The organism is Streptomyces sp. NPDC058464 (assembly GCF_042721035.1).
Classification (GTDB): domain Bacteria; phylum Actinomycetota; class Actinomycetes; order Streptomycetales; family Streptomycetaceae; genus Streptomyces.
The window spans coordinates 82,846-95,841 of sequence record NZ_JBHXMA010000045.1; the positions used below are offsets into that span (position 1 = coordinate 82,846).

Annotated in this window: 10 protein-coding genes; 5 read left to right on the plus strand and 5 right to left on the minus strand. The window is 71.9% G+C overall.

The window, feature by feature from the left end; all coding sequences use genetic code 11:
* Positions 1-3: 3 nt before the first annotated feature.
* Complete coding sequence (locus tag ACFWPQ_RS41855) at positions 4-651, minus strand: LysE family translocator (RefSeq protein ID WP_384047331.1); 648 nt, start codon at positions 649-651, stop codon at positions 4-6.
* Between the two features lie 86 nt (positions 652-737).
* Between ACFWPQ_RS41855 and ACFWPQ_RS41860 the strand changes: the two genes are divergently transcribed.
* Together ACFWPQ_RS41860 and dmpI are read left to right on the plus strand one after the other, a co-directional pair.
* Positions 738-1,604 carry a LysR substrate-binding domain-containing protein gene (locus ACFWPQ_RS41860; RefSeq protein WP_384047333.1) on the plus strand — a complete coding sequence of 289 codons (867 nt, stop codon included), beginning with the start codon at positions 738-740 and terminating at the stop codon, positions 1,602-1,604.
* 16 nt (positions 1,605-1,620) lie between these two features.
* Positions 1,621-1,914: a 4-oxalocrotonate tautomerase DmpI gene (dmpI, locus tag ACFWPQ_RS41865; protein ID WP_384047363.1), complete on the plus strand. Its 294-nt coding sequence runs from the start codon at positions 1,621-1,623 to the stop codon at positions 1,912-1,914.
* Between the two features lie 135 nt (positions 1,915-2,049).
* On the opposite strand, the gene ACFWPQ_RS41870 is transcribed toward dmpI, so the two are convergent.
* From ACFWPQ_RS41870 to ACFWPQ_RS41880, 3 genes are all read right to left on the minus strand, one after another.
* On the minus strand, positions 2,050-2,841 hold the full coding sequence (locus ACFWPQ_RS41870; RefSeq protein ID WP_361293416.1) for a serine protease: 792 nt from the start codon (positions 2,839-2,841) through the stop codon (positions 2,050-2,052).
* Between the two features lie 204 nt (positions 2,842-3,045).
* The gene (locus ACFWPQ_RS41875) at positions 3,046-5,847 is read right to left on the minus strand and encodes an ATP-binding protein (protein ID WP_384047336.1); all 2,802 of its coding nucleotides are present in this window, start codon (positions 5,845-5,847) and stop codon (positions 3,046-3,048) included.
* 143 nt (positions 5,848-5,990) lie between these two features.
* The gene (locus ACFWPQ_RS41880) at positions 5,991-6,824 is read right to left on the minus strand and encodes a response regulator transcription factor (protein WP_384047339.1); all 834 of its coding nucleotides are present in this window, start codon (positions 6,822-6,824) and stop codon (positions 5,991-5,993) included.
* Between the two features lie 128 nt (positions 6,825-6,952).
* Between ACFWPQ_RS41880 and ACFWPQ_RS41885 the strand changes: the two genes are divergently transcribed.
* Positions 6,953-8,635 carry an AMP-binding protein gene (locus ACFWPQ_RS41885; protein WP_384047341.1) on the plus strand — a complete coding sequence of 561 codons (1,683 nt, stop codon included), beginning with the start codon at positions 6,953-6,955 and terminating at the stop codon, positions 8,633-8,635.
* Positions 8,632-10,245 carry an AMP-binding protein gene (locus ACFWPQ_RS41890; RefSeq protein WP_384047344.1) on the plus strand — a complete coding sequence of 538 codons (1,614 nt, stop codon included), beginning with the start codon at positions 8,632-8,634 and terminating at the stop codon, positions 10,243-10,245. The genes ACFWPQ_RS41885 and ACFWPQ_RS41890 overlap by 4 nt, the downstream gene beginning before the upstream one ends.
* A gap of 69 nt (positions 10,246-10,314) precedes the next feature.
* Here the strand turns inward: ACFWPQ_RS41890 and ACFWPQ_RS41895 are convergent, their stop codons facing one another.
* Positions 10,315-10,986 carry a hypothetical protein gene (locus ACFWPQ_RS41895; protein WP_384047347.1) on the minus strand — a complete coding sequence of 224 codons (672 nt, stop codon included), beginning with the start codon at positions 10,984-10,986 and terminating at the stop codon, positions 10,315-10,317.
* 208 nt (positions 10,987-11,194) lie between these two features.
* Here ACFWPQ_RS41895 and gcl point away from each other — a divergent pair, with 208 nt between their 5' ends.
* Positions 11,195-12,979, plus strand: a complete 1,785-nt coding sequence (gene gcl, locus ACFWPQ_RS41900) for a glyoxylate carboligase (RefSeq protein WP_384047350.1) — start codon at positions 11,195-11,197, stop codon at positions 12,977-12,979.
* The last annotated feature ends 17 nt before the right edge of the window (positions 12,980-12,996 follow it).

Consider the following 12,996-nt stretch of genomic DNA (forward strand, 5'->3'; position numbering starts at 1 on the left):
CGTTCAGTCCGCCCGGCCCGTCACCGCCACCGTCACGCCCAGCCCGATCATCGTGACACCGCCCGCGCCGCCGATCAGGGACAGGCGACGGTCGGACCGGGCGAACCAGGTGCGGGCCGCTGACGCCGTCAGGCCCCACAGCGTGTCCGTGACCAGGCCGATGGAGATCGGGACCAGGCCGAGCAGCAGCATCTGAACGGGGAGACGGCCCGCCGAGTGGTCGACGAACTGGGGGAGGACGGCGGCGAAGAAGACCACGCCCTTGGGGTTGGTGGCACCCACCAGCGCGCCGTCAAGCACGGTGCGCAGATCGCCGCGCGGTTCGCCCGCCGGGGCTCGCCGGACCGCGGTGGCCGTCAGCTCCTTGCGGTGCCGGAAGGCCTGGACGCCCAGGTACACCAGGTAGGCCGCGCCCAGCAGCTTGACCGTCAGGTACACCGTCACCGACCGCTCCACCAGCGAGCCGATGCCGACCGCCACCGCCACCACCAGGAGATACGAGCCGAAGACGTTGCCGACCGCGGTGGCCACGGCGGTGCGGCGGCCGTGGGCGAGCGCCCGGCCGATCACGAACAGCACGCTCGGCCCCGGGGTCGCGATGACCAGCAGTGACATCGCGGCGAACGCCAGGACCCGGTCCGTCGACACCATGTGCAGCACCTGCACCACCCCTCCCGCGACACCCGTACGGAGCCCATTGAAACAGCCTGTTCGGACCGGGCTCTAGAGTCGGGGCCATGGAACTGCGGCAGCTCAGCTACTTCGTGGCCGTCGCCGAGGAGCTGCACTTCGGGCGGGCCGCCGACCGGCTGCACATCGTGCAGTCGGCGGTCAGCCAGCAGATACAGCGCCTCGAACGGGAGCTGGGTGCCGAGCTGTTCGACCGCTCGCCGCGCCGGGTCCGGCTCACCGGCGCGGGGGAGCGGCTGCTGCCCGAGGCACGGGCGGTGCTGGCGGCGGCCGAGCGGGCCCGGGCCGCGGTCGCCCCGCCGGCCGGGCTGCGGATCGGCACCAGTACGGGGCTCGGCGTGCACTTGGACCGCGTACTGGCCGCGTTCGCGCGCCGGGCGCCGGACGTGCCCGTCGAGCTCTTCTCGCTGCCGGCCGCCGAAAGGCTGGCCCGGGTCGCGGGCGGCGGCCTGGACGCCGCCTTCGTCCGGGCCGTCGAGCCCGTGCCCGGCGTGCGGGTCCATCCGCTGTGGGCCGACCCCCTGGTGGCCGCCCTCCCCGCCGGCCACCCCCTCGCCGGCCGCACCGAGATCGGCGTCGACGAGCTGGCCGGCCTGCCCCTCGCGCTCACCGAGCGCCGCACCAACCCCGCCCTCGTCGACCTGGTCGTCGGCGCCTGCCGCGACGCCGGCTTCGAGCCGCTGCCCGGACCGTCGCCCGGCTCCCTCCAGGACACCCTCGCCAGCATCGGCACCCGCCCGCTCTGGACGGTCGTGTACGCGTCCCACGCGCGCGTGCTGCACAGCCCCCGGGTGGCCTTCGTACCGTTCCGCGCTCCGGGGCTGACCCTGCCGACGGGCCTCGCCGTGCCCGCCGTCGCACCCTCCCCGCACCTGGCCACGCTGATCCTGGCCTGCGACGATCACGAAAGCTGATCGCTGCGGTCGGGATCTGCTTCTTGGTCGCGGACGTCCGGCGCGATGGACTGGACCCACCGAACAGGACCCCGAACGGGCCCGGAACAGGACCCCGAACGGGACACCCACTCGAAGGAGTGCAGCGATGCCGATCGTCACCATCCAGCAGGGACCCCGCGACCCCGAACTCAAGCGGGACCTCGTCAAGCGGGTCACCGACGCGTTCGTCGACGCGTACAGGATCCCCGCCGAGACCGTACAGGTCTGGATCCACGAGGTCCCGGCCGACAGCTGGGGCGCGGCCGGGAAGCTCGCCGCCGACAAGTAGCCGACAAGTAGCCGACAAACAGCCGGCAGGCAGCGGGCAGCCAGCGGGCATGGATAGGGGGCGCTGCGGGCTGCTCGTGGTAGCCCGCAACGCCCCCTGGTCACTCACCTGAGGGATGCTCAGGAGTTCTTCTGGTTACGAGTTGACCTGCGTGGTCACCAGGTTCGAGAAGGTGGTCAGCCGGGTGTAGACACCCGGGTAACCGGCCTCCGCGCACCCCTCTCCCCAGGAAGTGATCCCTGCCAGGACGCCCCCGATGAGCAGGGGACCGCCGCTGTCGCCCTGGCAGGTGTCTACGCCACCGGACGTGTATCCGGCGCAAACCATGTCGGTCTGGACGAAGTCCGAACCGTAGGAGCTCTTGCAGCTGGTGTCGGACACGATCGGGACGGTCGCGGTCCGCAGCGTGTTGGAGGAGCTGCCGTTCTCCGAGGTGGTGCCCCAGCCGAGGATGCGGGCCGTGGTGCCGGCCGCGTACACGCTCGTCTGGGAGGACGTCACGTACGACGCCGGGGTGTACGACATCGCCGTCGACAGCGTCAGGACGGAGACGTCGTCGCCGTTGGTGGCGTCCGTGTAGTCCGGGTTGATCCAGATCTTGCTGACCCGGCTCACCGTGCCGTTGGTGCCGTTCAGGTTCGTGCGGCCGCCGACCACGCGGACGCTGCTGGTGGACTCGCCCTCCATACAGTGCGCGGCGGTCACCACCTTGGTGGCCGACACCAGGGTGCCGCCGCAGAACTGGCTGCCGGACGCGTCCGTGATCTGCATCATGAACGGGTACGCGGTCGTGGTGGTCGTGGTGCCGCCGACGATCGGCTGGGGGGCGGCTGACGCGGTGGGGGACGCGATCAGCGCGGTCGCCGCGGCTGCGGCGGCGGCCACCAGGACTGCGGCGGTCTTTCTTGCGCGGTGGTGCCCGAACATGAGTCTCCTCAGTGGGGGTTGCCGGTGGGGGTCGCGCGGGTGTGGGGGGTGCAGCACGGGGGTCGCGGGACCGACCCCCGTATGCCCGGGCGAGCGGCACATCCATAAGCTAGGACCCGGAACCCCACCCTCCCAATGAGGGAACCCCCTAGGGGGATGGGGGAGGGAAAACCCTCGGTCCGCCTCAGTTAACCGGGAGCGCTCTCACTTCGCGCGCCGCCCTGCGGCCAAACGGACTATGTCCACGCGCGATCGGATGCCCAGCTTGCGGTAGACCCGGGTCAGTGTCGCCTCGACCGTCTTGACGCTGATGAACAGCCGGGCGGCGATCTCCCGGTTGGTGGCGCCCTCCATGACCAGCGCGGCCACCTGACGCTCCATCGCGGCCAGCCCGTCCAGGACGGCCGGTTCGGCCGGCGTCTCCACCGGGGGCTCCGGTGCCGAGACGGCCTCGTCCACCTGGCGCAGCCACGGCAGCGCCCGGCACCGCCGGAACAGCCGGGTGGCCTCGTCGAACGCCGTCGGGGAGCGCCGGTCGCGCAGCGAGGCCAGCGCGAACGCGGCCCGGGCCTCCTCCAGGCCGCAGCCCAGTTTGGCGAACCGGTCCTGAGCCGAGGTCAGCTGGGCGACGGCCGCGTCGTGTTCCCCGTGCGCCGCGCGGACCAGGGCCTCCGCCCGGTCGAGTACGGCGAGAACGCTCTCCCGGCCGAGCCGCAGCGCGTGTTCCCGGGTGACGTCGATGACGTCCTGCGCCTCGGCCGGTTCACCCACCCGGACGAGTGCCTCGGCCAGGTCCCCCTGCCAGCGGCCCCGTGCCGGGTCGGTGATGCCGAGGCTCTGCTCCAGCTCCCGCACCCGGCGCAGCGAGCGGACGGTGCCCGCCGGGTCGCCGGCCACCAACTGGGCGTATCCGAGTGCGCCCAGGGCCCGGGACAGGTACATCGTGTCGCCGTCCTGCTCGGCGTGCTCGACCGCCTCCCGGGCCAGCGCCAGGCCCCGGTCCACGTCGCCGCCCGACGCCTCGGCCAGCGAGGTGAGCATCGCGGAGGCGGTCTCGCCGATCCCGCAGTCGTGAGCGAGGTGCAGGCCCTCCCGGGCCAGGTCCAGCGCCCGGCCGCAGTGCCCGGAGCGCAGCTCGGTCTCGGCGAGCCCGCGCAGGAAGTGCACCTCGCTCTCCACCTGTCCGCGCCGGCGCACCTCGCGCAGCAGCGCGGTCACGGTCGCGCGTGCCTCGGCCAGCTGGTCGCCCATCACCAGCCAGCGGAACCTGGCGCTGCCGGCCCCGTTGTGATGGCAGGCCACGGTCGGGTCCTGCGGCTCCTTCAGGGCGCGCTTGATGGTGGCGGGTGCCGCCGGATGGCCCATCAGGGTCTCGACCTGGGCCTGCAGTGACAGCGCGAGGAGTTCGGTGCGCCGGTCGCCGCCCTCGGCCGCGAGGTCGGCGGAGTGCGCCGCCGCCTGCCGGGCCTCGGTGAAGTCGCCGCCCACGATCAGGGCCCGCCAGGCCAGCTGGTAGTGGACCTTGCCGAGCAGCCGCGGGTCGTCGCCCGCGTCGGCGAGGGCGTGCGGGAAGGCCGCGTCGACCTCGGTCATGGTGTGGCCGGCGGAGTCGATCACCAGGATCCAGGCCCGCACCCGGTCCGCCGGACGGGTGGCGTGGGTGAGCACCTCGCGGGCGATGTCCTGGGCGAGGTCGATCTCGCCCGCGCCGGTCGCGTCCTCCGCCGCCTGGAGCCGTCGCTCGTCCGGGGAGGGGGTGTGGTCGCCGGGGGTGTGCCGGGCGGCGAGCAGGCCGATCTGCGCGGCCACCGAGGGCGCGCCCCGGTCCCGGGCCTCGGTCGCGGCCTCGGCGAGCCGGTCGGCGACCTCCGGGTCGGTGCCGGTGGTGGCCAGGGCCAGGTGCCGGGCCCGCTCGATCGGGTCGGAGGCGGCCGTGGACAGTGCCGCGTGCGCGGCCCGGCGCTCCTGCGCGGGCGCCTCCGCGTACAGCGCGGCGGAGATGAGGGGGTGCGCGAAGCGTACGGCGGGACCCTCCGGCTCGGTCGCCAGCAGCCCCAGTTCGGCCGCCTGGGCGCACTCGGCCTCGGCGTTCTCCCGGCCGGCCGCGCGCAGCAGGGCCTGGGTGGGTCGGGCGCCGGCGCTGGCCACCAGCAGGGTGCGGCGGGCCTCGACGGAGAGCATGTCGAGGCGGCTGAGCACGAGGGCGCGCAGCGAGGTCGGCACCGGCAGCGGCTCGCCCGGGCGGGGCGGGGTCGGGTTCTCGGCGAGGGCGCGGCCGAGCTCGAGGGCGAACAGCGGGTTCCCGCCGCTGGTGCGGTGGATCTCCCGGACCGTGGAACGGGTCAGCCCGGTGTGGCCGCGGTGGTCGAGGAGTTCGGAGACCTGCCCGCGGGTGAGCGGGCCGAGGCGGACGGCGACGGTGTCCGGGGGCGACGCGCGTAGGTGGCGGTCGTACTCCTGGCCCTCCGTGCGGACCGCGCAGAGCAGTTGGACCGGGGTGCCGCCGAGCCGCCGGGCGGCGAAGCCGAGGAGTTCGGCGCTGGCAGGATCCAGCCACTGGAGGTCGTCGGCGACGATCAGGACGGGCCCCTCGGCGGCCAGCACGCGCAGCGCGGACAGCACCGCGAGGCGCAGGGCCAGGCCGTCGCGCTGGAGGGTGGACTCGCCGCGGCCGGTGAGCGCCGACTCCAGGGCGGTGCGCTGGGCGCCGGGCAGATGGGGGGAGACGTCGTCGAGGACCAGGCCGAAGAGGTCGGCGAGGGCGAGGAAGGGAAGGTGGGATTCGGACTCGGTCGCCGAGCAGCGCAACACGGTGCGGGCGGTGCCGGCGTATTCCGCGTCCAGCGCCCGCAGGACGGTCGATTTACCTATTCCGGCGGGCCCGTGCAGGAGGACGCTGCCGCCCGAGGCGAGCTGCTCCCTGGCGGCCGCGACCAGCTCCGCCCGGCCGATGACCAGGTCGGGGCGGATTCTGGCAGGCTCCTGGAAGTCCCGTCGCACGGTCACCGCTCCCCTCGTGTGTCGTGTCCAAACCAAATTCTAGGCAATGAACCCTGAAATCCGGCCGGACGACATGGTGAGGGAAATAACAGGGGCTTGGCATATGGAAATTCATAGCGCGTCCGCATGAATGGAATGGGTCCCCTCCGCTATGGCAACAACCCCGTCCGACGAGCCGCCGACACCGCCTCCCCCCGGGTGTGCGCGCCCAGCTTCCGCATCGCCGAGCGCAGGTAGCCCTTGACCGTCTCGGGCCGCAGCCCCAGCCGCTCGGCCACCGCCGCGTTGGTCGCCCCGGCCGCCACCCACGTCAGCACATCCAGCTCCCGGGGCGCCAGCACCGCTTCGGCCGCCGCCGCCGGGGTGGTCAACAGGCCGCAGGCCGCGAGCAGTTCGGCGCGCAGTCGCGGGTCGGTGATCCGCGGCGCCAAGGCCCGCAGCGCGGCATGCGCCTCCCGCACCTGCTCCCAGGCGGCCCCTGGATCCGGTACGACGGCGGGTGCCGGCCGCGCCGCCGCCAGCAGCCCCCTGGCCTCGTCCTGGACGACCAGCGCCTGCTCCACGTCCCGGGCCGCCGCCACCGCCGCGCCCAGCGTGCGGTCGCCCAGCGGCTGGGCGGTGCGCAGCGCGCCGTACAGCACGCCCCGCACCCGGCGCCGTACCACCACCGGCACCGCGAGCACCGAGCGGAGACCCTCGGCCGCCACCGGGATGTCGTACTCGTGGCTGATCTGCAGGGAGGCCGAATAGTCGACGACCGCGCAGGGACGGGCCAGGGCGACCGCCTTGCCGCCCAGGCCGTTCCCGGAGGTGACCGCGAGCGAGCGCAGCGACGCCGTGTTGGTGCCGGTCAGCTCGCTGATCCGGACCTGTGTCCGGCCGGCCTCGACCAGCCCGCCGAAGGCGATCGGCAGCCCGGTGGTGCGCCGGAGTCTGGACAGCGCACCGCGAATCTCCACCGCCCCCGCGACCTCTGCTGCCACCTGTCCTGCCCCTTCGACCCCGGTCCTGTGCTGTCCACACCCCCGTTCGGGGGTAGTGAGACCTGCATCACGGATTACACGATGCCAGAGAGCCGCCCGGTAATGGTCCGGTACTGAAGGAGACGCGTATGACGAGTGCGACGGAGGACTTCCGCAGGGCACGGGACTTCCTGCTGGAACACCGTGCGGACTACGCCACCGCCTACGAGGGATTCGCCTGGCCGCGTCCGGACCACTTCAACTGGGCGCTGGACTGGTTCGACGTCATCGCCGCGGGCAACGACCGCACCGCCCTGCACATCGTCGAGGAGGACGGCTCGCAGACGAGGCTGTCCTTCGCCGAGCTGTCCGAGCGCTCCGACCGGATCGCCAACCACCTGCGCGCGCGAGGCGTCCAGCCGGAGGACCGCATCCTGGTCATGCTCGGCAACCAGGCCGAGCTGTGGGAGACGGCGCTGGCAGCGATGAAGCTGCGCGCCGTGGTCATCCCGGCGACCCCGCTGCTCGGCCCGGCGGACCTGCGGGACCGGGTCGACCGGGGCCGGGTGAGGCACGTGGTCGTGCGGGCGGAGGACGCCGTCAAGTTCGCCGAGGTGCCCGGTGAGTACACCCGGATCGCGGTCGGTGGCCTGCCGCCGGCGGAGGCCGGCACCTGGGAGCCGTACGAGGACGCGTACACCGCCTCCGCCGACTTCGTGCCGGACGGGCCCACCCTGGCCGACGACCCGTTGATGCTCTACTTCACCTCGGGCACCACCGCCCACCCCAAGCTGGTCGAGCACACCCACACCTCGTACCCGATCGGGCACCTGGCCACCATGTACTGGATCGGCCTCGAACCCGGTGACGTGCACCTGAACATCTCCTCGCCGGGCTGGGCGAAGCACGCCTGGTCGAACCTCTTCGCGCCCTGGAACGCGGAGGCGACCGTCTTCATCCACAACTACAGCCGCTTCGACGCGGGTCGGCTGATGGCCCAGATGGACCGGCACGGCGTGACGTCCTTCTGCGCCCCGCCGACGGTGTGGCGGATGCTGATCCAGGCCGACCTGACGCAGCTGCGGACGCCGCCGCGTGAGGTGGTGGCGGCGGGCGAGCCGCTCAACCCGGAGGTGATCGAGCAGGTCCGGCGGGCGTGGCACGTCACGATCCGGGACGGGTTCGGGCAGACGGAGACGGCCGTGCAGGTCTCCAACAGCCCCGGCCAGCCGCTGAAGACGGGGTCGATGGGGCGTCCCAGCCCCGGGTACCGGGTGGAGCTCCTGGACCCGGTCAGCGGCGCTCCCGGCGCGGCGGAGGGCGAGATCGCGCTGGATCTGTCGGTGCTGCCGGTCGGTCTGATGACCGGCTACCACGGCGACGCCGACCGTACGGCGGAGGCGATGGCCGGCGGCTACTACCGCACCGGCGACATCGGCTCCCGCGACGAGGACGGCTACATCACCTACGTCGGGCGCGCGGACGACGTGTTCAAGGCCTCCGACTACAAGATCAGCCCGTTCGAGCTGGAGAGCGCGCTGCTGGAGCACGAGGCGGTGGCCGAGGCGGCCGTCGTCCCGGCGCCGGACGACCTGCGCCTCGCCGTGCCCAAGGCGTACATCGTGCTCGCGGCGGGCTGGGAGGCGGGCCCGGACACGGCGAAGGTGCTCTTCGAGCACTCCCGGCAGGTTCTCGCGCCGTACAAGCGGATCCGGCGACTGGAGTTCGCCCCGTTGCCCAAGACGATCTCCGGGAAGATCCGGCGGATCGAGCTGCGCGAGGCCACGGCCGCCGGCTCGGCCGACGAATACCGCGAGGAGGACTTCCGGTGAGTTCGTCGTACACGCACGGCACGAGCGGCACCACGCTGCTCGGCGACACCATCGGGGCCAACCTGGACCGCGCGGTCGCGGCCTGGCCGGACCGCGAGGCGCTGGTGGACGTACCGACCGGCAGACGCTGGACCTACGCCGAATTCGCCGCCGACGTCGACCGGTTGGCCTGCGCGCTGCTCGCGAGCGGGGTCGCCAAGGGCGACCGGGTGGGCATCTGGGCGGTCAACTGCGCCGAATGGGTCCTGGTGCAGTACGCCACCGCCCGGATCGGCGCGATCATGGTCAACATCAACCCGGCCTACCGCACCCACGAGGTCGAGTACGTCCTCAACCAGGCCGGGATCTCCCTGCTGTTCGCCTCGCTCCGGCACAAGACCAGCGACTACCGGGCGATGGTCGAGGAAGTGCGGGGCAGGTGCCCAGAGTTGCGGGAGACCGTGTACATCGGGGACCCGAGCTGGGACGCGCTGACCGCGCGCGGCACGGCCGACAGGGCCCGCGAACTGGCAGCCCGCGCAGCGGAGTTGTCCTGCGACGACCCCATCAACATCCAGTACACCTCGGGCACGACCGGGTTCCCGAAGGGGGCCACCCTCTCCCACCACAACATCCTCAACAACGGGTACTTCGTGGGTGAGTCGATCGCCTACACCGAGCAGGACCGGATCTGCATCCCGGTCCCCTTCTACCACTGCTTCGGCATGGTGATGGGGAATCTGGCCGCCACCTCGCACGGCGCCTGCATGGTGATCCCGGCCCCGTCCTTCGAGCCGAAGGCCACCCTGGAGGCGGTCCAGCAGGAGCGCTGCACCTCGCTGTACGGCGTCCCGACCATGTTCATCGCCGAACTGAACCTCGCCGACTTCGCGTCGTACGACCTGTCGTCGCTGCGCACCGGCATCATGGCGGGCTCGCCCTGTCCGGTCGAGGTGATGAAGCGGGTGGTCGCCGAGATGCACATGGCGGAGGTCTCCATCTGCTACGGCATGACGGAGACGTCCCCGGTCTCGCTCCAGACCCGGATCGAGGACGACCTGGAACACCGCACCGGCACGGTCGGCCGGGTGCTGCCGCACCTGGAGGTCAAGGTCGTCGACCCGGCCACCGGGGTCACTCGACCCCGAGGCGCGGCGGGTGAGTTGTGCACCCGTGGCTACAGCGTGATGCTCGGCTACTGGAACGAGCCCGAGAAGACCGCGGAGGCCGTCGACCCCGGGCGCTGGATGCACACCGGCGACCTGGCGATGATGCGGGAGGACGGGTACGTCGAGATCGTCGGCCGCATCAAGGACATGATCATCCGGGGCGGCGAGAACATCTACCCGCGCGAGATCGAGGAGTTCCTCTACGCCCACCCCAAGATCCGGGACGTCCAGGTGGTCGGGGTACCGCACGAGAGGTACGGCGAGGAGGTCCTGGCCTGCGTCATCCCGCATGACCCGGCCGACCCGCCGACCCTGGAGGACCTCCGTACCTTCTGCGAGGGCCGCCTGGCCCACTACAAGGTGCCGAGCCGACTCCAGATCCTGACCGACTTCCCGATGACGGTGTCGGGCAAGGTCCGCAAGATCGAACTGAGGGAGACGTACAGCGTCAGCGCCCCGTAGGGGCGCGGGGCTGTATTGATCTGCGGCTCCGCCGCGTGGGCGCGACAAGCCCCATCGGCCCGCAGGTGCTCACGTACCTGAACCGTGCAGTTGGTCGGCGTGCCCATTCACGGGCTGGGGTGTCCCAGTGAAGTCCAGGACAAACAGGGGCACCCCCAATGCGTCGGCCCGCTCCCGCGCCTCCTCGGCGTACCCCGCAAGGGAGAAGTACACGCACCCCGAGTCCTCCGTCATCGCCGTCAGCCACAGGCACTCCACGTCCCGCAGCGAGGCCGGCTGCACGGTCGGGTCGACGTGGGCCACGAGCCCCCGGGCGGCGAGCCCGATCCCGGACGGCGGCCGCTGGTCGGCGCGGCGGATGTCCCGGTAGCCGAGCCAGCGCAGATAGAGCGCGGCCGCGGTGACCGCGTCGCGGACGGTGCGGATCGTCACGGGATGGAAGGCGGGCCGCGGCTCGGGGGCCGGCGGGGGCGCGGACGCCGGGCCGGCGACCGCGATACGCAGCACCGCCCCGCACGGGCAGCCCAGCTCCGGCTGCGGCCACTGGTCACGGCGGCCGCAGGAGCCGCAGCACACCGTCACCCAGTCGGCGTCCCAGGCGCGGTGCGCCACCGGCGTCGGCCCGGCCCTGTCGTCGAGGCTCGGGGTGACCGGCGCGCCGCAGGCGCAGGGATAGGACGGCGCGGTGTAGACGTGCTCGCGCCGACAGGCCGGACAGCGCACCGGCACGCTCTCGGACATGGCCCCACCTCAGGCGTCGCGTCGGTTCAGCCGTCCCATGGTGCTCCTGCCGGGGCCGGGTTGTCCGTCCCTTGACGACGTTCGCCCCCACACCTACATTGATTCCAGATAGTAGAAGTTAGTTTCCGTAATGCGGAAATTTGAAGACGATGCTCACCGCGGGGCGCGACGGGAGCAGGCATCCGACAGCCGAAAGCAGGAGTTCTCGATGGCTCGTATGACCGCTGCCCGCGCGGCAGTTGAGATCCTCAGGCGCGAGGGAGTCACCGATGCGTTCGGTGTGCCCGGCGCGGCGATCAACCCCTTCTACGCGGCGCTCAAGGCCTCCGGCGGCATCCACCACACCCTCGCCCGTCATGTCGAGGGCGCCTCGCACATGGCCGAGGGCTACACCCGTACGCACCCCGGGAACATCGGCGTCTGCATCGGCACCTCCGGCCCGGCCGGCACCGACATGATCACCGGCCTGTACTCGGCCACCGGTGACTCCATCCCGATCCTCTGCATCACCGGCCAGGCCCCGACCGCGGTGATCCACAAGGAGGACTTCCAGGCCGTCGACATCGCCTCGATCGCCGGGCCGGTCACGAAGATGGCGGTCACCGTGCTGGAGGCGGCCCAGGTCCCGGGCGTCTTCCAGCAGGCCTTCCACCTGATGCGCTCCGGCCGCCCGGGCCCCGTCCTGATCGACCTGCCGATCGACGTGCAGCTCACCGAGATCGAGTTCGACCCGGAGACCTACGCACCGCTCCCGGTCTACAAGCCGGCCGCCACCCGCGCCCAGATCGAGAAGGCGATCGGGATGCTGAACGCGTCCGAGCGCCCGCTGATCGTCGCCGGCGGCGGAGTCATCAACGCGGATGCCGCCGAACTCCTCGTCGAATTCGCCGAGTTGACGGGCACTCCGGTCGTTCCGACCCTGATGGGCTGGGGCGTCCTCCCCGACGACCACGAGCTGAACGCCGGTCTGGTGGGCCTGCAGACCTCGCACCGCTACGGCAACGCGACCTTCCTGGAGTCCGACTTCGTCCTCGGTATCGGCAACCGCTGGGCCAACCGCCACACCGGAAAACTGGACGTCTACACGGCCGGCCGCACCTTCGTCCACGTCGACATCGAGCCCACCCAGATCGGCCGGATCTTCGCCCCCGACTACGGCATCGCGTCCGACGCCCGGGCGGCCCTGGAGCTGTTCGTCGAGGTGGCGCTGGAGCTGAAGACGACCGGCGGGCTGCCCGACCGCTCCGCCTGGGCCGCCGCGGCACAGGAGAGGAAGGCGACCCTCCAGCGCCGTACGCACTTCGACGACATCCCGATCAAGCCGCAGCGCGTCTACGAGGAGATGAACAAGGCGTTCGGCCCGGAGACCCGGTACGTCTCCACGATCGGCCTCTCGCAGATCGCCGGCGCCCAGATGCTGCACGTCTTCAGGCCCCGGCACTGGATCAACTGCGGACAGGCGGGCCCCCTCGGCTGGACGGTCCCGGCCGCGCTGGGCGTCGCCAAGGCCGACCCGGAGGCGCCCGTCGTCGCCCTCTCCGGCGACTACGACTTCCAGTTCATGATCGAGGAGCTGGCGGTCGGCGCGCAGCACAAGATCCCCTACGTCCACGTCCTCGTCAACAACTCCTACCTGGGCCTGATCCGGCAGGCGCAGCGGGCGTTCGACATCGACTTCCAGGTCAAGCTGGAGTTCGAGAACATCAACTCGCCCGAGCTGGGCGTCTACGGCGTCGACCACGTCAAGGTCGCGGAGGGCCTGGGCTGCAAGGCGATCCGGGTGACGGACCCGGCGGAGCTGGGCGCCGCCTTCGAGGAGGCCAAGAAGCTGGCCGCCGAGCACCGGGTGCCGGTCGTCGTGGAGGCGATCCTGGAACGGGTCACCAACATCTCCATGTCGACCACCAACGACATCTCCGACGTCGTCGAGTTCGAGGAGATCGCCACCGAGCCGGGACATGCCCCGACCTCGATCAGGACGCTGAAGGTCTGAGCCGGCGCGAACAGGAG

What these genes read in the sequence shown, in the direction of transcription:
- ACFWPQ_RS41855 (WP_384047331.1), bottom strand. Translation starts at nt 651, where the DNA reads ATGGTGTCGACGGACCGGGTCCTGGCGTTCGCCGCGATGTCACTGCTG.
- ACFWPQ_RS41860 (WP_384047333.1), top strand. Translation starts at nt 738, where the DNA reads ATGGAACTGCGGCAGCTCAGCTACTTCGTGGCCGTCGCCGAGGAGCTG.
- ACFWPQ_RS41870 (WP_361293416.1), bottom strand. Translation starts at nt 2,841, where the DNA reads ATGTTCGGGCACCACCGCGCAAGAAAGACCGCCGCAGTCCTGGTGGCC.
- ACFWPQ_RS41885 (WP_384047341.1), top strand. Translation starts at nt 6,953, where the DNA reads ATGACGAGTGCGACGGAGGACTTCCGCAGGGCACGGGACTTCCTGCTG.
- ACFWPQ_RS41895 (WP_384047347.1), bottom strand. Translation starts at nt 10,986, where the DNA reads ATGTCCGAGAGCGTGCCGGTGCGCTGTCCGGCCTGTCGGCGCGAGCAC.
- gcl (WP_384047350.1), top strand. Translation starts at nt 11,195, where the DNA reads ATGGCTCGTATGACCGCTGCCCGCGCGGCAGTTGAGATCCTCAGGCGC.